The 20761-nt window shown below is 73.7% G+C and carries 14 protein-coding genes; 2 read left to right on the forward strand and 12 right to left on the reverse strand.

Going from position 1 to position 20761, the window contains the following annotated elements:
• Positions 1 to 72 precede the first annotated feature (72 nt).
• The 3 genes from B0I32_RS50250 to B0I32_RS50260 all read right to left on the reverse strand — a co-directional run bounded on the left by B0I32_RS50250 (position 73) and on the right by B0I32_RS50260 (position 6352).
• Positions 73 to 2655, reverse strand: coding sequence for an FtsX-like permease family protein (locus tag B0I32_RS50250; RefSeq protein WP_106251911.1), 2583 nt, complete (start codon positions 2653 to 2655; stop codon positions 73 to 75).
• Entirely contained in the window at positions 2652 to 5795 is a 3144-nt protein-coding gene (locus B0I32_RS50255) for an ABC transporter permease (RefSeq protein WP_106251912.1), read from the reverse strand. The genes B0I32_RS50250 and B0I32_RS50255 overlap by 4 nt, the downstream gene beginning before the upstream one ends.
• Before the next feature lie 179 nt (positions 5796 to 5974).
• Entirely contained in the window at positions 5975 to 6352 is a 378-nt protein-coding gene (locus tag B0I32_RS50260; RefSeq protein WP_106251913.1) for a MerR family transcriptional regulator, read from the reverse strand.
• 94 nt (positions 6353 to 6446) lie between these two features.
• Between B0I32_RS50260 and B0I32_RS50265 the strand changes: the two genes are divergently transcribed.
• On the forward strand, positions 6447 to 6905 hold the full coding sequence (locus B0I32_RS50265; RefSeq protein ID WP_146178615.1) for a hypothetical protein: 459 nt from the start codon (positions 6447 to 6449) through the stop codon (positions 6903 to 6905).
• A gap of 23 nt (positions 6906 to 6928) precedes the next feature.
• Here the strand turns inward: B0I32_RS50265 and B0I32_RS50270 are convergent, their stop codons facing one another.
• Positions 6929 to 7585 carry a hypothetical protein gene (locus B0I32_RS50270; protein WP_106251916.1) on the reverse strand — a complete coding sequence of 219 codons (657 nt, stop codon included), beginning with the start codon at positions 7583 to 7585 and terminating at the stop codon, positions 6929 to 6931.
• 245 nt (positions 7586 to 7830) lie between these two features.
• Here B0I32_RS50270 and B0I32_RS50275 point away from each other — a divergent pair, with 245 nt between their 5' ends.
• On the forward strand, positions 7831 to 8163 hold the full coding sequence (locus B0I32_RS50275) for a YnfA family protein (RefSeq protein WP_106251918.1): 333 nt from the start codon (positions 7831 to 7833) through the stop codon (positions 8161 to 8163).
• Between the two features lie 54 nt (positions 8164 to 8217).
• Here the strand turns inward: B0I32_RS50275 and B0I32_RS50280 are convergent, their stop codons facing one another.
• The 8 genes from B0I32_RS50280 to B0I32_RS50315 all read right to left on the reverse strand — a co-directional run bounded on the left by B0I32_RS50280 (position 8218) and on the right by B0I32_RS50315 (position 20726).
• The gene (locus B0I32_RS50280; protein WP_106251920.1) at positions 8218 to 10137 is read right to left on the reverse strand and encodes a molybdopterin biosynthesis protein; all 1920 of its coding nucleotides are present in this window, start codon (positions 10135 to 10137) and stop codon (positions 8218 to 8220) included.
• Positions 10134 to 11354 (reverse strand): molybdenum cofactor synthesis domain-containing protein, encoded by a 1221-nt coding sequence (locus B0I32_RS50285; RefSeq protein WP_106251922.1) that lies wholly within the window; start codon positions 11352 to 11354, stop codon positions 10134 to 10136. Before B0I32_RS50285 ends, B0I32_RS50280 begins: the two co-directional genes overlap by 4 nt.
• Positions 11351 to 13096 (reverse strand): NAD(P)H-dependent oxidoreductase subunit E, encoded by a 1746-nt coding sequence (locus B0I32_RS50290; protein WP_106251923.1) that lies wholly within the window; start codon positions 13094 to 13096, stop codon positions 11351 to 11353. The genes B0I32_RS50285 and B0I32_RS50290 overlap by 4 nt, the downstream gene beginning before the upstream one ends.
• Positions 13097 to 16072, reverse strand: a complete 2976-nt coding sequence (gene fdhF / locus B0I32_RS50295) for a formate dehydrogenase subunit alpha (protein WP_106251925.1) — start codon at positions 16070 to 16072, stop codon at positions 13097 to 13099. It abuts the gene before it with no gap.
• 129 nt (positions 16073 to 16201) lie between these two features.
• Positions 16202 to 18004: an aldehyde ferredoxin oxidoreductase family protein gene (locus B0I32_RS50300; protein ID WP_106251926.1), complete on the reverse strand. Its 1803-nt coding sequence runs from the start codon at positions 18002 to 18004 to the stop codon at positions 16202 to 16204.
• 68 nt (positions 18005 to 18072) lie between these two features.
• Positions 18073 to 18918 carry a molybdenum cofactor guanylyltransferase gene (gene mobA, locus B0I32_RS50305; RefSeq protein WP_106251928.1) on the reverse strand — a complete coding sequence of 282 codons (846 nt, stop codon included), beginning with the start codon at positions 18916 to 18918 and terminating at the stop codon, positions 18073 to 18075.
• Between the two features lie 125 nt (positions 18919 to 19043).
• Positions 19044 to 20129, reverse strand: a complete 1086-nt coding sequence (locus B0I32_RS50310) for a CU044_5270 family protein (RefSeq protein ID WP_106251929.1) — start codon at positions 20127 to 20129, stop codon at positions 19044 to 19046.
• Positions 20130 to 20132: 3 nt separating this feature from the next.
• Positions 20133 to 20726 carry an RNA polymerase sigma factor gene (locus B0I32_RS50315; protein WP_106251931.1) on the reverse strand — a complete coding sequence of 198 codons (594 nt, stop codon included), beginning with the start codon at positions 20724 to 20726 and terminating at the stop codon, positions 20133 to 20135.
• Positions 20727 to 20761: the final 35 nt, after the last annotated feature.

Raw genomic sequence — 20761 nt, forward strand, 5'->3', positions numbered from 1 at the left:
ACCCTGACCGGGGCGGCCCACGACGGCCGCCCCGGTGCCCGTCCCCATCGCCGGCCGGGCGGAGGGCCCGGCTCAGGCGTCGCCGACGCGGAGGGCGGCGTCGAGGGCGCGCCGGCGGCTCATGGCGGTGTGCGCGTACGCCCCGAGCACGGCGCACAACCCCAGCCCGGTCGCCAGCGCCACGGGTGTGAGCAGGCCGGGCGGGTGCTCGGTGACGGGCAGGCCGCCGGCGAACGCGGACATGTCCACGCCCGGCCCGAGCGCGGCCGGCAGACTCAGGCCCAGGGCCAGGCCGACCGGCGCGGTGACGAGGACGACGGGCAGCAGCTCCAGCAGGGTCAGCCGCCGGGCCTGCCGGTCGGACAGCCCGAGCGTACGCAGCAGCGAGACCGTCCTGGCCCGCCCCGCGGCTCCGGCGACCAGCGACAGCACGATCGCGACCAGCGCGTACGCCCCCAGCGCCACCGTCACCACGACCATCGTGGTGCGGACCGTGCCGGTGAGCGGATCGGCCCTGATCTCGGCCAGCGCCGCCTCCTGCGTCTCGACGGTGGCCGACGGCACCAGCCGGGCCAGCTCGGCGGGCGTGATGTCGCCCTTGATCAGCAGCGTGTCGGCCGCGGGCCAGGGCAGCACCTCCTGCGACACGAGGAGGAACTGCCCGCTGGAGTAGAACCCGGGCACCGCGTCGATCACGCCTTGGGCGTTCAGCCGTACCGGCGACAACCAGGTGATCTCGAACGGGCCCCGGCGGTCCAGGGCGGGCGAGAGCAGCGCGGAGCTCTTCGAGGACAGCTCAGGCAGCGCGATGGGCGCGTCCGCATTGACCCGCCGCCACGCCGCGAGGTCCACGGCGACGGCGTACGGCCACTCCCCCGTGGCCTTGACCTGCACCCGGCCGGTCAGGGCGAGCGCCACCTGCTCGACACCGGGCGCTCGTCGCACCCGATCGACGGCGTCGGCCGGGATGTTCCCCTCCGACGTCAGCTTGATCGGCGCGCCCACCCGCTGCCAGGACGCCACCTGCTGCGTGGTGCCGATCCCGTCGTGGACCACCGCGGCGAACACCGACAGGCTCAGCGCGGGCAGCAGGATCAGCACCGGCAGCGCGCCCGCGGACCGCTCCCTGGCCGCCCTGGCCAGGCCGAGGAACGGCACGGCCGCCCGCCCCCGCGCGGCCAGCCGGACGAACAGCCGCAGCGGGTACGGATGACACCGCAAGGTGATCAGCGCGGCCGCGACGGTCAGCGCGACCGGGATCAGCAGCAGGAACGGATCCTGCTGCGCGGTGCCGGACGGCCCTCTGGCCCGCAGCAGGTACGCCCCCGCCAGGGCGAGCACGACGACCAGCGCCTCCACCGTCAGCCGCCGCGCGGACGGCCGGGCGGCGACCAGGTCGGCCCGGCGCTCGTTCAGCGGCGCGCGATGCGCGAGCACCACGCGCGTCACGGCGAACGCCACGGCGGCGACGGCCACGGCCGCCGGCCCGGCGTGCACGATCGGCGGCACCGGTCCCGGCAGCAGGTACGACAGGGCGTACCCGAGCAGAGCCGCGGGCCCCACCGCGAGCGCGGTCAGCGCGGCCCCGGCCGCCGCCACCTGCCGCAGCGACGCGCCGCGCGCCCGCGCCAGGGCCAGCGTGGGCTCCGTCCGGTCGGTCAGCAGCCGCACGCCCAGCGCGATCACGCCGAGCGCGACCGCGAACAGGCCGCCGAGCACCAGGTACATGACGGTCTGCGCGGCCGACAGCGCCGTCTGGAAGGCGGCCAGCAGCTCGGGCAGCCCGGTGACGACCCGGTAGGTGATGCTGCCCGTCCCCTGGACGTCCACCTGCCGTTCGAACTCGGCGAGCGCGGCTTCGACGCCCGGCACGCCCAGCGCGTTCGCGGCCCGCCCGTCGAGGGGGAGGACCCAGCGGTAGGACAGGGTGCGTTCCCTGTTGGTCAGCGCGCCGAGCCCGTCGTCCGACATCAGCGTCGTGGTGTGCAGCTCCTCCGGCGCGTCCAGCGGCACGATCCTGGTGACGTGCAGGACGTCGGCGTCGTGGCTCCAGGCGCGGTCGGCCGGGTCTCTGGCCTTGAAGACGCCGACGATCTTCGCGGCGGTGTGCACGCTCTCGCCGAGCATCAGGGTCCGGCCGACGCGCAGCCCCATCCGGGCCACCGCCTCCTCCACGACGCCCACCTCGATGACGGGGATCGTGCTGCCCGCGTACTCCATCGTGGACGGCTTGCCGGGCGCGCGGCCGCCGACCCACTCCACCCGCCGGTCGGCGTCGGACAGCCAGCCGAGGTTGGCGAAGGCACGGACCCCGCTCGCGCCGGCGACGGGCGTGCGGGAGGTCTTGGCGCTGATGTGGCCGCCGGGCCCGATCAGCGGCCGCAGCGCCTCGGGCAGGAGCCGGCGCCAGCGCCGGCCGCCGTCCTCGAACAGCTCCCGTGAGCGCAGCTCGCCGGGTGGCAGGACCGGGGCGCCGGTGACGGCCACGTCGGCCCGCACCGCGGGGGCTCCGGCCAGCGACCGGCGCAGGGCCTGGTCGAACGAGCCCTGCATCGTCCTGGGCAGCCCGGCGAGGAGCAGGCAGGCGACCGCCGTCAGCACGGCGATCAGCGCGAACGTGCCCGCGTGCGCCCGTACGCCCAGGGGGATCGTCACCGCTCCTCCAACGTCTGTCCCCGCCACACGCGCCGGGCCAGCCCGGCGACGATCGCGACCAGCACCGCCGTGACCAGGACGAGCATCGCGGCGACGGCGGCCCACGGAACGTGGAACAGCACGCCGGGCGTGACCGCCGACGCCTGCCCGGTCAGGACGACGCGCGGGACGACCAGGCCGCCGACGAGCACGGCGAGCCCGGTGCCGGCCGCGAGCGACAGCCCGATGACGAACGCCTGCTCGGTGAGCAGCATCCCGAACACCTGGCGGAAACCGGCACCCAGGGCCCGCAGCACGGCGAACTCGGCCCGCCGCTCCCGCGCCGCGACGACGGCGTTCACCAGGAACCCGAGCACCGCGAACCCGAGTGCGGCGGCGAACCCCAGGGTGAGCGCGCCCTGGAGCGCGCCGGCCAGCGGGTCGTCGCGCAGCTCGGCGGCCAGCTCCCGGCGGTCGATCACGGTCACGTCCCACTGGGGGTTGCGGCGCAGAAGCTCCCGCGCGGGCGCGGTGCCGGCCGCGGCGAGCCACCATTCGGTGGCGGGCCTGGACGGCCGCGCGGCGGCCAGCTCGTACGCCTGCAGCGTCTCCCAGTCGGCGAGCACGGCCTCCTGACCGGGGGCGCCGGTGGGCATGCTCGTCACGATCCCGGCCACCACGATTGGGACGACCCGGCCGGCCAGGCGGACCGTCCCGCTCCGGCCGGCGTCCAGCTTGAGCGTGGCGGCCAGGCCGGGCGTGATCACCACGGGCAACGGCCCGGGCTCGCCGCGCTCCCTTGGAGGCCCCGGCTCCCCCGACGCCCCGCCCCTGCCCGAGCGCCCCGGCCCGCTCTCCCCCGAGCGCCCCGACCTGCCCTCCCCCGAGGACCCAGGCTCGGCCGGCCGGTTGAAGGTGACGACGCCGTAGGGACGCGAAACGGCCCCGGTCACGGGCACGTCCTGCCCGTCCGCGCTCAGCCCGGTCAGCCTCGGCCCGGCCCGCTCGCCCGCCACGAGACCCCGTACCGACAGCGGATAGGCGATCCGCCCGGCGCGCCCGGCCAGCGCGGCCAGATCGACCTCGACCAGGTTGGGACCCCACTTCAGCTCGCCGAGCGGCAGGTCGCGCCAGACCCCCAGCGCGTCCGACAGCACGAGCCGGCCCGTCGCGGCGGCGCGGGTCTCGACCCGCACGGTGAGGGTGCGCGGCCGTCCCGGCAGTTCCAGCCGGCCCGCCCGGTCGCCGGGCAGCGCCCGCGCCAGCTCGGCCACGCTCAGCTCCGACAGATCGGGGCGCAGCCGGAACAGCTCACCGAGCCGGCTCGCGTCCAGGGCGAGCAGCAACGCGCTCTCGCCGCCGACGTCGGTCTGCGCCCGGAAGGCGGGCGAGGCGGAGGTGACGCCGGGCAGCGCCGTGAACGCCGTGCCCCGGCCGAGCGCCCCCAGCTCGGGCCCCTCGGCCGGCCCGGCCAGGCGCAGGTCGGCCGACGCGCGGTGGTCGGCCTGGTCGCGTTGCGAGTCCTGCCAGGTGGAGGTGGTGGCCATGGAGACGACGCCGATCGCGATGGCCAGGGTGAGCAGCAGCGCGGGGCCGGCGTACTTGAGCGGCCGCCGGCTGACCTGCCAGGCTCCCATCGCGGGGACCAGTGTGGGCCGCCCGGACGTCACCCGTTCGGCCAGTTTCGACACCCTCGGCACCAGCCGCAGCCCCAGTAAGCCGCCGGCGAGCAGGGCCAGCGCGGGCCCGGAGATGATCAGCGGGTCGATGCCCAGCCCGCCCGCCGCCGTCTCGGTGACCGGCGCGCCGTAGCGCTGGAGCTGCCAGATCGCCAGCCCGGCCACCGCCAGCAGCGCCAGGTCCGCGCCCGCCCCCTGGATCAGGCCGCGCCGGCCGCCGCGCCCGCGCGCCGTCTGCTCCTCCACGTACGTACGCCGCGCGCCCGCCACGGCCGGCAGCGCCAGCAGCACGGCCGCGGCCAGCGCCACCCCGCACGACACGAGGAACGTGCCCAGGTCCGCGACCGGCTCCAGCCGCACCCCCGACGCCCTGATCCAGGGCAGCAGGCCGATCAGCGCGAGCAACGGCGGCCCGAGGAACGGCGCCACGAGGGCACAGGGCAGCGCGACCAGCAACGCCTCGCCGCCCGCCAGCGCCACCAGCCGCATCGTGCCCGCACCGCGCGAACGCAGCAGCGCCACCTCCATCCGGCGGTGCTCGGCCAGCAGCCGCGCGGTCAGCATCAGCGCGTACGCCGCCAGCACCAGCACCTGCAGCACCGGGATCAGCATGGTCGACCGAGCCACCAGCGAGGCGGTACTGAGCTGGGTGAGCAGCTCGGGCAGGTCACCGGCGGTCACGCAGCTCACGCAGCCGGCCTTCGACAGCCGCTCCCCCACGCGGCCGACCGCCTCGGCCAGCGGGCGCAGCCGCTCGGGCGTCAGCGCGCCGAGCTCCGGCTCGGCCGCCCAGACGGCCCTGACGCCGGTGGCGAAGCGCCCGACGAACGTCTCGCTCGCCACCATCAGCGGCCCGTACGTGGTGTACTCGCCGCGCTCCACGCCCCGGCGCAGCAGTTCCTCACCGGCCCAGCGTTCTTCGGCGGGGTCGTCGAGCCGGAAGACGCCGACCACCCGGACCTGGACCGGACGCCCGTCGAGCCGCGCCTTGGGAGCGAGCTCGGAGCCGGTCCTGAACCCGGTGGCCGCGGCCGCCGCCTCCGAGATCACCGCCTCGACGCTCTGCCCTCCGGCCCGCGGCCACCTGCCCGCGACCAGCCGCGCGTGCCGGTCGAGCCCGTCGTGGCTGCCGAACCGCAGCAGCTCGGGCAGTTCCTCACCGTCCTGCCCCGGCATGACGTAGGAGTCGGAGCGCAGGCTCGTGGTGATCGCCGGCGCCGCCCCGTACGCCGCTGCGAGCTCACCACGGACCAGCCGGTCGTACGTCGGGAAGGTCCTGGCGTCGACCTGGGCGCTGATCGTGGTGGTGGTCTGCCGGTACGAGGCCGTCTCCAGCGCCCTGCGTACGCCCGCGCCGGCGATGGAGGAGGCGTACATGGTCAGCGCGACCAGCGTGGTCGTCGCCAGCAGGATCGAGACCGTCGCGGCCAGGAGGAGCGGCGGCTCGCCGAGTGCCCGCTTGACGACCAGCGGCCCCCGCATCCCCTGTCCCCTTCCCCCGAGACGCCGAACCCGGCCCGGGCCCTTCAGACGGCGACCATCGATGGTTCCGGCAGTTTGGGCGGTTTCAGCCAGCGCACGAGTATTTCAGGCGGCGCGCCTGATACGCGAGCCCACAGCCATGTCAGCCGGGGTGCCTGATAGGCGAGCCCACAGCTACGTCAGTCAGCGTGCGGATAGGCGAGTCGGCATCGGCCGGCCCGGCAGTCACGCAGGGTCTCAGCCGCGCCGCGCCGAGCCCTGCTCAGCTCGGCGATCCTGGCGTCGATCCGCTCCACCACCGCCTCCAGCCGCCAGCGCTCGCTGTCGCAGGTGGCGCCACCCCGGTCGTGGGCGGACAGGGCGTCGACGATCTCGTCCAGGGTGAACCCGAGTTCCTGCAGGCTCTTGGCCATCCGGATGCGTTCGACCGCGGCGGCGTCGAAGACGCGGTAGCCCGAGGGCCTGCGCCGTGCGGCGGGCACGATGCCGCGCCGCTCGTAGAAGCGAACCGTGTCCACGCTCACCCCGGCCTCGTGAGCCACCTGCCCGATCTTCACCCGTAACCCCTTGACTCTGGACCTGAGTCCAGACTCTACGGTTCAGATGACGGCATCACAAGAGAGCCGGCGACCCCACCAGAGAGGGCCCATCATGGACATCCCACCCGCTTCCACCCCGATCGTCTGCGACATGACCACCGCCCCCGACACACCCCAGGAGCGCCTGGACGAATACCGCCACCTGTTCGCCGAGCACCTCATCGGCCGCGAACGCACCACTCAGGGCATCCGCTTCCGCCTGAACGCCGAACCGGGTGTGGCGGCCTGGGTCCGCGACCTGGCCGCCCGGGAGCAGGCCTGCTGCGCCTTCTTCGCCTTCGACGTCGCCGTGGAGGGCGACGAGGTGATCTGGGACTGCGCGGTCAGCGACGACGACACCGCCCGCGCCCTCCTGGAGGAGTACTACCTCCTCCCCGACCTCGCCCACCAGAGCCCCGAAGCCTTGGAACACCACCTGGCCGCCAAGGGCCTCCACTTCACCACCGACCCAGCCCACCCACACCGGCACCCGCCGGCCCAGCACCCAGACGGAAGCCCTGACGGTGCCTGATTCCGTGAGACCGGCGACGTCTATCAGGTTTCGCTACCGCTCGGGTCGAAATGGCCGATCACCGCCTTTTCCACCTCCCCCGCGGCAATGACGGTCCCGGTCCCATCAGCGGCCCGGGCCCCGCTCCACTCCTTGCCGCACGGAAGCGACAACTTCATTTTCTTGTGCTGGTTCGCGTACTTGGCAACGTACTCATTGCCCTCTTCAAACGACTGGTTCGAACTCAGTACGTGAGGGATCCCGGCCGCGCTGATGTACATCAGCTTGTTGGGCACGTAGAGCTTGACGTTCTCAGCACCTTTCTCGGCGAGCGCCTCGGCCAGCTTGTACGCCTTCTCTCCGATGAAGCACGCCAGGACGTACACGGTCCGTCCATTGAGCTGGTTGCCGAACTTCCGCACCATCTTGTCGGCGAAGGTCGGGAAGTCCATCCCCCCGAGCCACGGCCCGGAGGCGCCTATCCCGGCGTGGGCGAGAACGTAGATCGGCTCGCCCTTCTCCAGCTTCTGCGCGCACGGCGTTCCAGCCTGCTCTCGCGAATACGACACGTCCCGGCTCTTCACGTGCGACTTCACGGCGCCGTTGCTTTCCAGGTGGTTGATATCCGCCTGTACGGTATCGGGCAGTGTCTCCTTGCCGTCGTACGTGGTGTCCGGCTGCCCCTCGATCACCCAGAGCACAGGGCCCTCCTCTGCCTCGACGGCATGCCGCCCCGTTGACGGCATGCCATCAGTCACGAGGCGAAGGGGCCACGGGTTGATACCGCGATCGGCACCCTTCTCGCCGCCTCGGGCCCGAGCAGGCGCTGCACCGTGAACTGAGGACGCAGCGCACTCAACGTCAGCGCCGTGATGTTTATTAGTGAGGGACCGACCGGCACGGCTCCGGTTCCTGATCGTAAGCTGCCATTGGAGCGCCACCTGTCATGACGATCGTTCGCTCACTGCTGTTGTTCGCGCTGGCGGCGCTCGCTGAGATCGGGGGTGCGTGGCTGGTCTGGCAGGGGGTGCGGGAGCAGCGCGGGCTGGTGTGGATCGGGGCCGGGGTGGTCGCGCTCGGTCTGTACGGGTTCGTCGCCACGTTGCAGCCGGACGCGAACTTCGGCCGCATCCTGGCCGCCTACGGCGGTGTCTTCGTGGTCGGGTCCCTGGCCTGGGGCATGGTCGTGGACGGTTTCCGGCCCGATCGCTGGGACGTCGCCGGGGCGTTGATCTGCCTGGTGGGTGTTCTGGTGATCATGTACGCCCCGCGCGGCTGAGAGCCGCGGCTACCCGGTTGACGGATCGCCCCATCGGCGACCCGTCGGCTCCTGTCAGCGGACGCGGCGGCCTGTTTCGGCGCAGGAGTAGCCGCCCAGGGCCTCCACCCCGGCGCGGAACTCCGGCTGTTCCAGCAGCTCCCACAGCGGAGCCAGCAGTTCCTCCCCCAGCGTCCCGGTACGCAGCACCAGGTCGTACGGCTCCCGCGCCACCGGCACGAAGTCGAGCCCGAAGGCGCGGGCGGCGGCGAGGATGCCGAGGCCGGCGTCCGCGCGGCCGGCCGCCACGGCCGCGGCCACGGCGAGGTGGGTGTGCTCTTCGCGGGAGTAGCCGGACACCTCGCGCGGGTCGATGCCGAGGCCGGTCAGCTCGTGGTCGAGCAGGGCCCGGGTGCCGGCGCCGCGTTGCCGGTTGACGTAACGCAGGTCGGGTTTGGCGAGGTCCTCGATGCCGGTGAGGCCGAGCGGATTGCCGGGGGCGACGATCAGGCCCTGGTCGCGGTGGACCAGCCGGATCACCGCGACGTCGGCGTCCGTGCCGAGCAGCCGGTCCACGTACGGCAGCGTGTACCGGCCGGTGGCCGGGTCGAGCAGGTGGGAGCCGGCCACGTGGCAGAGGCCGTCGCGCAGGGCCACCAGGCCGCCGAGGGAGCCGACGTTCGACGAGGCCAGGGTGATGAGCGGGTCGGCGGCGCGCAGGGCGGAGGCGGCGAGGTCGAGCACCATGTCGTGCGAGCCGATGGCGACGATGGTCCGGCCGATCTCGGACAGCCCGCGCAGCAGTTCGACCCGGACCTGCTCCCCGGCGTGGTGGCCCTCCACTCCTGAGGGGACGACGAGCAGGCCGTCGGCGCGGACGAGGGAGGTGAGCACGCCGGCGCCCCTGGGCAGCGGGGTGGCCACGAGGCGGTCGCGGACCCGGCCGAGGCGGACGCGGACCCAGTCGTCCATGCCGATGGCCGACGGCAGCTTCCTGGCCAGGTGCGCCGTGGCGGACGGGCGTTCGCGCGGCGCGGCGCCCTCCAGTTCGGCGAGCGCGGGCGCGGCGAAGATGTCGAAGGTGAGCGCCGCCGACACCGGATAGCCGGGGACGCCGATCACCGGCGTCCGCCCGGCCGCGCCGAGGACGACGGGATGGCCGGGGCGCACGGCGACCCCGTGGACGGCGACGACGCCGGCCCCGGCGACGACGCGCGCGGTGTAGTCGTCACGTCCGGCGCTGGAGCCGGCGATGAGCAGGACCAGGTCGGCGTCCCGGGTCGCCTCCATGAGCATCGCGGTGATGGCCTGCGGGTCGTCGGGGACGATCTCCGTGACCCGAGCCTCGCAGCCCGCCTCCCTGGCCTGCGCGGCCAGCATCATCGAGTTGGTGTCGAGGATGTCACCGGGAGCGAGCTCGGCGCCGACCGGGCGGATCTCGTCGCCGGTCGGCACGATCACCACGCGGGGCGCGCGGCGGACGCCGACCTCGACGATCCCGGCCGCGGCGCAGGCGGCGACGTCGACGGGGCGCAGCCGGTGTCCCTCGGGCAGCAGCAGCTCGCCGGCGCTGATGTCCTCGCCGATGGAACGGACGTGCTGGTACGGAGGTACGGCCGCCCGCAGCTCGGCCTCCCCGTCCGGGGTGCGGTAGACGTGCTCGCGCATGACCACGGCGTCGTACCCCTCGGGCAGCGGGTCACCGGTGTCGACGACGGCGAAGTCGCCGGCGGCCAGCAGCACCGGCGTGGTGTCGGCCGCGCCGACGGTGTCGGTGGCGCGGACCGCGATGCCGTCCATGGCCGCGGCGTCGAAGGCGGGCGAGGACCGCAGCGCCCACACCGGCTCGGCGGTGACGCGGCCGACGGCGGCCCCGACCGGCATCCTGACCGGATCGACCCGGGCGGGGCAGCCGGCCGCGGCGCGGGCCTCGCGCCAGACGGCGAGCGCCTGTGCCGCGGGCACGTCGGAGACGAAGGGACTTTCAGCGCTCATCTGTACAGGGTGACCTCTACCTCGGTGCCCGCGTCCAGCCCGGTGGCCGGTTCCGGCACGATCACGTAACCGTCGGCGCGGGCCAGCACCGACAGTAGCGCCGACGGGCCGAAGATCGGCTCGGCCACGCCGTCGCGTACGGCGACCTGGACCACGTCGAGGCGGCCGGCCGCCGAGGCGAGGTCGCGGGAGAGCCGGGCGCGGGTGCCCGGCTGCGGCGGCGGGTTCTCGCAGCCGGCGATGCGCCACAGCAGCGGCACGCCGACCTGGCCGAACACCACGAGGGCGGACAGCGGGTTGCCCGGCAGCCCGATGAGCGGCACGCCGGAGCACTCGGCCAGCAGTGTGGGTTTGCCGGGTTTGATGGCGATGCCGTGGCACCAGACGTCGCCGATCGCGGCGACCGCGCCCGCGGTCTCGTCGCGCGCGCCGACCGACGAGCCGGCCGAGACGACGACCAGGTCGGACTCGGGGAGCACCGCGGTCAGCCGGTCCTTGAGCGCGCCGGGCTCGTCGGGGACGATGCCGGCGATCCACGGCTCGCCGCCCGCGTCGGCGACCAGCCCGGCCAGCGCGGAGGCGGTGGCGTCGCGCACCTGCCCGGCGGCGAGCCGGGCGGTGCCGGGCGGCACCACCTCGTCGCCGGTGGACAGGATCGCCACCCGGGGGCGGCGGTGCGCGGAGACCTCGCTCACCCCTGCGGCGGCGAGGAAGCCGAGGTCGGGGGCGCGCAGCGGCCGGCCGGCGGGTGCGAGGACGCCGCCGCGCGCGACGTCCTCGTCGGCGCGGACGATGCCGGCGCCGGGCGCGACGGGCCTGGTCACCTCGATCGTGCCGGGCATCGTCTCGGCGGTGTACTCCACCATCACCACCGCGTCGGCGCCGGCCGGGATCACTCCCCCGGTCGGCATCGCGACGCACCCGCCCGGCCGTACGGCCACGTCGGGCTCGGCGCCCATCCGCACCGCGCCGAGCAGGTCGAGGTAGGACGGCAGCCCGTCGGAGGCGCCGTAGGTGTCCGCCGCCCCGACCGCGAAGCCGTCCACGGTGGAACGGGCGAAGCCGGGCAGGTCGGCGGGCGCGGTGACGTCGGCGACGGGCACCCGGCGCAGCGCCCGCGCCAGCGGGACGCGCTCGGCCGGCGTCCGGCGGGCGGGCCGGAACCCCTCGCGGACCTCGGCGAGGGTCCTGGCGGTGAAGAACTCCTTGCCGCTCAACGGTCCGGCTGCTCCGCCGAGCCGCCGGGACGGGGCTGCGGCCGGGCCGCCGCGCCGCCCTTGTCCAGCCCCAGCACGGACACCACCGGGCCCAGCGCCACCTGCCCGAGCCCGCAGATGGACGTCTTGCGCATCGTCTCCTCCAGTTGCAGGATCCGGCCCTTGCGCGCCTCGTCGAGAGTGCCGGACCCGGAGTCCAGCGTCTCCCGCAGCAGCTCGTGCGCCTTGGTGGAGCCGACCCGGCAGGGCACGCACTTGCCGCACGACTCGTTGCGGAAGAAGCGCAGCACGTTGGTCGAGGCGGCCAGCAGGTCGGTGCCCTCGGCCAGCACCACCAGCGCGCCAGAGCCGAGCATGGTGCCGGCCTCGGCGAGGGTGCCGAAGTCGAGCGCCAGGTCCAGCCGGTCGGGGCCGATGAAGTTGGAGGACGCGCCGCCCGGCTGCACGGCCCCGACCTGCGCGCCGCCGAGCACGCCGCCGGCCAGGTCGATCAGGGCGCGCACCGTGGTGCCCATCGGCACGCAGTAGACGCCGGGATGCTCGACGTGCCCGGAGACGGCGAAGAACTTCCAGCCGACGCTGTCGCCCTCGCCCTGCTCGGCCCACCATTCGGCGCCGCGTTGCAGGATCACCGGCACGTCGGCGAAGGTCTCCACCGAGTTGATCAGCGTGGGGCGGCCGTGCAGGCCGTAGTTGCCGGGGAAGGGCGGCTTGTTGCGCGGCTCGCCGCGGTGCCCCTCCATGCACTCCAGCAGCGCGGTCTCCTCGCCGAGGATGTAGCCACCGGGCGAGACGAAGATGTCGACCTCCAGCCGGCGGCCGCTGCCGCAGGCGTCCGCGCCGATCACGCCCGCCTCGCGCAGGGCCGCGAGCTCCGCGCGCAGCACCCGCTCCTCGGGGCCGTACTCGTGCCTGATGAAGATCCAGCCCTGCTCGGCGCCGGTCACGGCCATGCCGAGCAGGAGTCCCTCGATCACCAGGTGCGGCTGGTCGGTGAGGATCTGGCGGTCCTTGAACGTGCCCGGCTCGGACTCGTCGGCGTTGCAGATCGCGTATTTGACGCCGCCCGGGTCGGTGGCGGCGACCAGGCCCCACTTCCTGCCGGTGGGGAACCCGGCGCCGCCCATGCCGCGCAGCCCCGAGGCCTCCAGCGTGGCGACCACACTCTCGGCGCTCACCTCGCCGGCCAGCAGCGCGCGCAGGCTGGCGTACCGGGACGCGAGACCGGACCCGGCCGGGTACGGGTCGTTCGGCCAGGGTTCGGCGCGCCCCGTCACGCCGGCCTCGTCCAGCTCGGCCTCGCGGGCGGCGGCCACGAGCGCGTCGACGCCGGCGGCCGGCGCCGGGTGCTCGTTGACGGCCACGGCCGGGGCGCTGTCGCAGCGGCCCAGGCAGGAGACCTCGTTGAGCTCGATCTCGGTGTCGTCGCCATAACGGGCGCGGATCTCGGCGATCCGGTCGTCGGCGGAACGCAGCCAGCACGACAGGTCGTGGCACACGCTGACCTGCACCTTGGCGGGCGCCGTCGTACGGAAGTGCGGATAGAAGGAGATGAGCCCCTGGATCTCGTAGAGCGGCCTGCGCATGGTGCGAGACAGCTCCTCCAGCTCCTCCCGGGGCAGCCAGCCCAGCCGCGCCTGGATGGCGTTGAGCGCCGGGATCAGCGACGGGCCGGGGAACTTGCCGGCCCGCGCCTCGACGCCGGGGACCCGCGGACGTCCCACCTCGAAACTCAGGGTCATTCAGACACTTCCCATGTCGTTCAGAGGTCCGGTGCTGAGCGGTTCGGCCTCCCGACCGCCCGGCGCCTCGACCTGGATCGCGCAGAACTTGAACTCGGGGATCTTGCCGAAGGGGTCGATCTCGTCGATGGTCAGCAGGTTCGCCGCCGCCTCACGGAAGTGGAACGGGATGAAGCAGTTGCCGACCTGCTCCCGGTGGGAGACGCGGACCTGCAGTTCGATGGAGCCGCGCCGAGAGCGCACGCGGGCCGTCTGCCCGTGCGACAGGCCCCGGTCGGCGGCGTCCTTGGGATGCATGTAGACCTCGGCGATCGGCGAGATCGCGTCGAGCGCGTACGACCGCCGCGTCATCGATCCGGTGTGCCAGTGTTCGAGCAGCCGGCCGGTGTTGAGCACCAGCGGGAACTCGGCGTCGGGCAGCTCCTTGGCCGGCAGCCACTGCGCCGGGACCAGGTGGGCGAGCCCGTCGTCGGTGTTGAACCGCTCGTCGAACAGCACCACGGTGCCGTCGGAGTGGTCGGGGTCGGCGTTGGGGTAGAGCTTTCCGCTCAGCCCCAGGTTGTCGTGGCGCAGGTTCGCGTACGACGGCATCAGCGCCACCATCTCGTCGAACACCTCGCTGGCCGAGGAGTAGGACCAGTCGAGCCCGATCCGCCGGGCGATGTCCTGGATGATCTCCCAGTCGACCCTGGCCTGGCCCGGCGGGTCCATCACCTTGCGGCCGAGCTGCACCCGCCGGTCGGTGTTGGTGTAGCTGCCGTCCTTCTCCAGGTACGACGACGCGGGCAGGATGACGTCGGCGAACTCGGCGGTCTCGGTCAGGAAGATGTCCTGGACCACCAGGAAGTCCAGCTGCGACAGCGCCTTGCGCACCTTGTTGATGTTGGGGTCGGACAGGAACGGGTTCTCCCCCAGCATGTACATGCCGCGGACCCCGCCCGGCTTCAGCACCGAGCCGATGATCTCGGTGACGGTCAGGCCGCGTTCGGGGTCGAGCCGGGTGCCCCACGCCTCCTCGAACCTGCGCCGGGTGCCGTCCCGGTCGACGCCCTGGTAGTCGGGGTAGAACATCGGGATCAGCCCGGCGTCGGAGGCGCCCTGGACGTTGTTCTGCCCGCGCAGCGGGTGCAGCCCGGTGCCCGGCCGGCCCACGTTGCCGGTGATCGAGCAGAGCGCGATCAGGCAGCGGGCGTTGTCGGTGCCGGTGGTGTGCTGGGAGATGCCCATGCCCCAGTAGATGACGCCGGCCTTGGCCTCGCCCCAGACCCGCGCGACCTCGCGGATCAGGTCCGCGTCGACGCCGGTGATCTGCGCGGCGCGCTCGGGCGGGTATTCGTCGACCGTGCGCACCAGGTCCTCGAAGCCGGAGACGCGGGCCCTGATGAAGTCCATGTCGATCAGGCCGAGCCTGATCACCTCGTGCATGATCGCGTTGTAGAACGCCACGTCGGTGCCGGGCTTGACCTGGCAGTGGTAGTCGGCGTGCTCGGACACGGTGCTGGCGCGCGGATCGACGTAGACGATCTTCGTGCCGCGCCGGCGGGCCTGCTTGAAGAAGGAGCTGGCGACGGGGTGGTTCGCCGTCGGGTTGGAGCCGGTGATGATCACGACGTCGGCGTTGGCGACGTCGCCGTACGTGGTCGAGACCGCGCCCGAGCCGACCCCCTCGAACAGCGCGGCCACCGACGAGGCGTGGCAGAGCCGGGTGCAGTGGTCGACGTTGTTGGTGCCGAACCCGGCCCTGATCAGCTTCTGGAAGAGGTACGCCTCCTCGTTGGAGCACTTCGCCGAGCCGAACCCGGCGATGGCGCCGGCGCCCTGCTCCGCGTGGATCTCCTTCAGCCGCCGGGCGATGAGGTCGAGCGCCTCCTCCCAGGTGGCCTCGCGGAAGTGCGGCAGCACCTCGTCGTAGTCGACCAGGCCGCCGGGCTTGCGCCGGCCGTCCTTGCGGTTCTTGCTCAGCCCCGAGCCGCGCCCGCCGCCGCTCCGGCCGCCTCCGCCGCCGGCCCGCCCCCGGTCGTTGCGGCCGTCGCCGCGCACGTCCGCCGACAGCGGGCCCTTGGGATAGGACGAGTCGACCCTGATCAGCGGCACGGTCAGCCGCTGCGGGGAGGCCGCGTAGTCCCAGCCGTAGCGGCCCTTGACGCACAGCCGGCTCTGCGAGCCCGGCTGGTCGCGGCCCTCGGCGAAGGCGATGGCGCCGCGCTCGCGGTCGACGTAGTAGGTGAGCGCACAGCCGACGCCGCAGTACGGGCACACGGTGTCGACCGCGTCCAGCTCCTCGCGGGGCCTGATGGGGACGTCGTTGATCGCTTTGTTGGTCAGGGCGCCGGTGGGGCAGGCCTGCACGCACTCGCCGCAGGTCACGCACGAGCTGGCGCCCATGGGGTCGTCGAGGTCGAAGGAGATCGTGGTCGAGTAGCCCTTGCCCGAGCGGCCGATGACGTCGTTGCCCTGGATGTCGTCGCAGGCGCGTACGCACCGGTCGCAGAGGATGCACGCGTCGTGGTCGACCGCGATGACCGGGTTGGAGGTGTCGAGGCCGCGGCCGGAGCCGCACGGCAGGCCGGCCGTCTCCTTGGCCACGTCGAACCGGTCGGCCAGGTCGAGCAGCAGGTTGTCGCCGGTGGTCGTCTGTTTCGGGTCTTCCTCGCGCGGCGGCTGGTCGGACAGCAGCAGCTCGGTCAGCGTGGCGCGGTTGCGTTCCAGCTCGGGGGTGCTGGTCCTGACCTCCATGCCGTCCTCGCAGGGGCGCACGCACGCGGCGGCGAAGGCCCGCCCGCCCGTGTCCACCACGCACATGCGGCACACCCCGACCGGGTCGTACCGCTCGTTGTGGCACAGCACCGGGATGTCGATGTCCACCGACTTCGCGGCGTCGTAGATGGTGGTGCCCTCGGGCACGTTCACCTCGCGGCCGTCGATCTCGACGGTCACGGTCCGTATGGCGGTCGCCGGCTCCTCGATCGTCGTCATCTCAACCTCATCATGAGAGCACCGCAATTCGGCATACTGAATACGGCATACACTATGTCAGGCAATGTACCCCTTCGGGTGGCCGATCTTCTACCCTCATCTGATCCGTTCCACGACACGACGGCTCATCTACCCGTCGAGCAGGAGTTCCGCGAGGTCGGCCGGGGCGACGCGCCCCTCGGCGTCGAGGCCCCGGGCGGCGTAGTAACCGGCCACCATCGAGCGCAGGCGGCCCTCGTCGAGCGCCGCCCGGCGTCCTGAGCCGAGCTCCAGCGGCGTCTCCAGCATCCGCGCCGGCAGCGTGTCGTCGGCCGCGGTGGCGCCCTCGCGCTGGTTGAACGCGCGCTTGGCCCGGACGATCCGCCGGGCGGTCTCGCGCAACTCGGCCGCGTCGACCGGCCAGCCGGTGACCAGGGCGAGCAGCCCGGCCCACTCCGTGAAGGGGTCGTCGAAGACGCCGCGCAGGAACTTGCACAGGATCATCGAGTCCATGACGGCGGCGCGGTCCTCGGTGCCGACCGCGGCGGCGACGTGGGCCGCGCCGCCGGACAGCCGGTCGAGCTCGCCCGACAGGTCGGCCTCGTAGGCTCCTGACCGGTTGTGGTCGGCTCCTCTGGCGTTCACCGCGAGGCCGAGCGCCATCGCCTGGAGGCTGCGCGGCTCGTATCCGGGCAGTTCCAGCCCCTTGACCTGGGGCGCGAAGTCGATCGACGAGCCGCCGACCACGGCGGCGGCCCGGCGTGAGCCCTGCGCCAGCAGCTCGCCCAGGCCCGGCGACCGCTCCCCGATCGCGTCCAGGGCGCGGATCAGGGCCGAGCCGTCGCCGAAGCGCAGCCACGGCTCGTCGAGCAGGCCGCGCTCGACGCACTCCATGGCCCAGGCGATCGTGCCGCCCGCCGAGATGGTGTCGATGCCCAGCTCGTCGCAGCGGGCGCTGGCGGCGAACACCTCGTCGGGGTCGGACACGCCGCACAACGGGCCGAGCGCGAAGACGTTCTCGTACTCCATCCGCTGCTGGCCGCCACCCTTGCGCGAGTAGATGTGCTCGCAGCCGATGGAGCATGACGCGCAGCTGTTGCGGGCCACGCCGCGCAGCTCGTGCAGCTCCTCGGCGGCCAGCCGGGGCGCGCCCTCGAAGGTGGCCGCGGTGAAGTTGCGCGTGGGCAGGGTGCTGACGGCGTTGAAGGCCAGCAGGTTGGCCAGCGTGCCCAGCTCGCGGTATTTCGCGGTGGCCGGGCCGAAGCTGCGCTCGCGCAGGTCGCGGGCGGCGGCGAGGACTCCCGCCGGGTCGGCCACCGACACCTTGGCCGCGGCTCTGACCAGCACCGCCTTGATGTTCTTCGCGCCCATCACCGCGCCGAGGCCGCCCCTGCCCGCGTGCCGGCCGTCATGGCTGATGGTGGCGTAGCGCACCTGCCGCTCCCCCGCCGGGCCGATGGCCGCGCTGCGCCAGTTGCGGCCGAAGCGCTCTCTCGCCGCGGTCTCGGCCTGCGCCGCGGTCAGCCCGGCCAGCTCGGGCGCCGGCTCCAGCCGTACGTCGCCGCCGTCGATCAGCAGCACCGACAGCTCGTCGGCACGGCCGCGGATCACGATCGCGTCATGCCCGGTCAGCTTGCCGGCGATGGCGAACCGGCTGGAGGCCAGGGCGTCGGTCAGCAGCCCCGTCAGCGGCGACTTGGCCACCACCGCGAACTTCGCGCTGGTCGTCAGCGGGGTGCCGACCAGCGAGGAGAAGACGAAGGCCAGCGGCGCCTCGGGAGCCAGCGGGTCGACGCCGGGTGGCGCCAGGCGGTGCAGCAGCCACGTGCCCAGGCCCACACCGCCCAGGTAGGAGCGCAGCACCGGCTCGTCCAGCGCGATGGGGGCACCGCTCGCGTCGCGGCCGGCGACGTCCACGAGCAGCGCTTGGCCGAAGAACCCGCCAGGTGCCATGTCCTGACTCTACGACGCGCCACGAGGAGACGATCCCCTGGCCCACCCTCCCGGGGCAGCTCGCGCTCTCAGCCGCCGGCGTCGGCGGACAGGAAGGAGACCGTGTCCCCGGCCACGAGCGGCAGGGCGCCGTCCCTGGTGACCTGGTCGCCGTTGAGCGCGGCCACCACGTGGCGGTCCAGGGTCAGCCCCGCCGCGGCCGCGGCGGCGCCGAGGGTGGCGGCCGGGACGGTGCGCGGCCGGTGGCTCCCGTTCCTGGCCAGCGCGCCGAAGCACTCCACCGTGACCTCGGCCGGGGGCCGTTCCCTGGCCGCCGCGTAGTCCTCGGGGGAGTTGACGTTCACCACGGACTCGAGCTCAGGGTCGTGCCGCGCGAGCCCGCTGTCGGCCAGCAGCTCGCCGTCGTTCAGCTGGACCGCCTCGCAGTGCTTGAAGAGCATGCCCGGCCGCAGGTCCCCCGCCGCCAGCAGCTCCGTGACCAGTCCGGCCAGAGCGGTCCGGTAACCGGCGGCCAGCGGCTGCCGGAACCCGCGGGCGACCGGCAGCGCGACGTCCGCTCCCCCGTCCATGGCGCGCAGGACCCGGCGGACGAAGGCCGGATGCAGGAAGGGCAGGTCGGTGGAGCACACGAACGCCACCTCGGCCCGATCGGCCACCGCCGCCAGCCCCACGGCCAGCCCCTGCATGGGCCCCAGCCCCTCCACGGGGTCCTCCACGACCGTCACTCCCGAGGGCAACGGCGGCAGCTCCTGCCCGGGCGCGGCCACCACGACGACCGGGCCGTCGACCGCCCTGCCCACCACCGCGGCGGCCCGGTACAGCAACGTCGAACCATGCCATTCCAGCCACGCCTTCGGCCGCCCCATCCGCGAGGAGCGCCCGCCCGCGAGCACGACACCGGCAGCAGTCTGCATGCCCGCATGCTAGGCCACACAGCACGGCACACCGGCCGGGCCCCGGCATTCAGCCGGCCGGCCGGGCCCCGGTGCTCAGCCGGCCCGCCTGGCCCGACGTGCAGCCGGCCCGCCGGACGCGGCGCTCAGCCGGGGCGTTGCCCGGCCTTCTGGACGACGGCGGCCTCGACCAGCGCGTTCCAGTCGCGGATCTCCCCCTTCTGCCACTCGCCGAACGTCGGCTCCCGGTGGTCCCTGACCACGATGGTGCGGTAGCCCAGGTACGCGTACGTCTCCGGATCGATGAAGATCTCGTCGCGCAGGTATCCGTCCAGGACGTGGTAGAGGGTGACGCCGCGCCGCTTGAGCAGGTCGGACGCCGTGTCCTCGTACCGCACGCCGGGGATCGCGGCGAGGGCGCCGTACATGGCGGCGCGCAGCCTGGGCGGCAGCGCGGCGTCCCTCATCCCCAGCGCGATCAGCTGGAACGCCCACCTGTCGCGCTCCACGCGGGTGAGAGCGGGCGCCGACTCCGCGGCGATGCGCCTGGCCTCTTCCCGGCTCTTCCCCACGCTCTCCGCCCGCTGCCGGGCGCGCTCCCGCAACGACGCGCGGTTCCTCGCGTCCTCCTCGTCGACCGTCGCGTAGACGCGGGCCAGCAACTGACCGGCGTCGGTCGGGAGAGCGAGCAGGTAGCGGTACGTCACCTCGAACTCCGACCCCTTGTGCACCTTGAGCCGGCCCTGCTCGACGGTGGCGAACGCCTTGTCGTCGAGGCGCCGCCACTGCTCGTGGGTGCCGGTCTTCTCAGGACGGCCGCGCAGCCACTCCCCGGCGTCCGTACGGGTCACGGCGCTCACGCTCTTCACATAACCCCACTGCGTTGGTGAGAGCGCCCATCCGGGTTCGGCGCCGGCCAGCAGGGCCGCGTTGTCCGCCACGTCCTGCGCGTCGGCCACCGGCCGCAGCCGCAGCTCGGCGGTGGTGGACGGCCGGGCCGGGGAGGGCCGCGGATCCACGCCCGCGCCGGGGGCGACCGCCACGGCCACGGCCACGACGGCGGCGGCCGCTCCGGCCAGGCTCAGCCCCCACATCGGCCGGATCCCGCGGGCCCGGCGGCTCCGGCCGTCGCGCATGTGCGCGTCCAGGCGGGCGCGGGCCGCGTCGACGGTCGCCTGAGCGGGCTCCGGCTGCGCGTCGTGGTGGCGGCGCAGCTCTCGCAGTTCTTCCATGGTTCAGGCCTCCTTCGCCACGTGACCCAGCGTCCTGCGGAGCTTGGCTCTGGCCCGGTTCACCCGCGAGCCGACGGTGCCGATCGGGACGCCCAGGGCGAAGGCCGCCTCCGCGTAGCTGAGATCGGCGCAGGCCACGAGCATCAGCGCGTCGCGGTCCCGCTGGGACAGCGCTTTGAGGCCGCGGGCCAGCCGTGGGCGGAGCAGCTCGGCGGAGACGCGGTCCGTGACCTGTTCGGCGTGGCCCTCGACGTCGTCGCGGCCGGCCGCGCGGCCGAGCGCCCGGTAGTGGCGCAACTCGTCGCGGCGGTGGCGGGCGATGAGGTTGGTGGCGATGCCGTACAACCAGGCTTTGGCCCGCGCGTGGGTCAGGTCGTAGCGGGCGCGCCGGTCGAAGCCGATCAGGAACGTCTCCGCCGCCACGTCGTCGGCGGCCGCGGGCCCGAGGCGGGCGGCGGCGTAGCGGTGGATGGCGGTGAAGTACCGGTCGAAGATCACCGCGAACCACTCGGGCTCGTCGCGCGACTTGGCGATGACCGACGCGTCGTCCGTCTCCGCCGCCACCGGCCTCGACGGGTGGGGGTAAGGGTCATGCATCCGGCGCCTTTCTCGAAGGAGGGTCGGCGCTTATT

The organism is Nonomuraea fuscirosea (assembly GCF_003001935.1).
Taxonomy (GTDB): domain Bacteria; phylum Actinomycetota; class Actinomycetes; order Streptosporangiales; family Streptosporangiaceae; genus Nonomuraea; species Nonomuraea fuscirosea.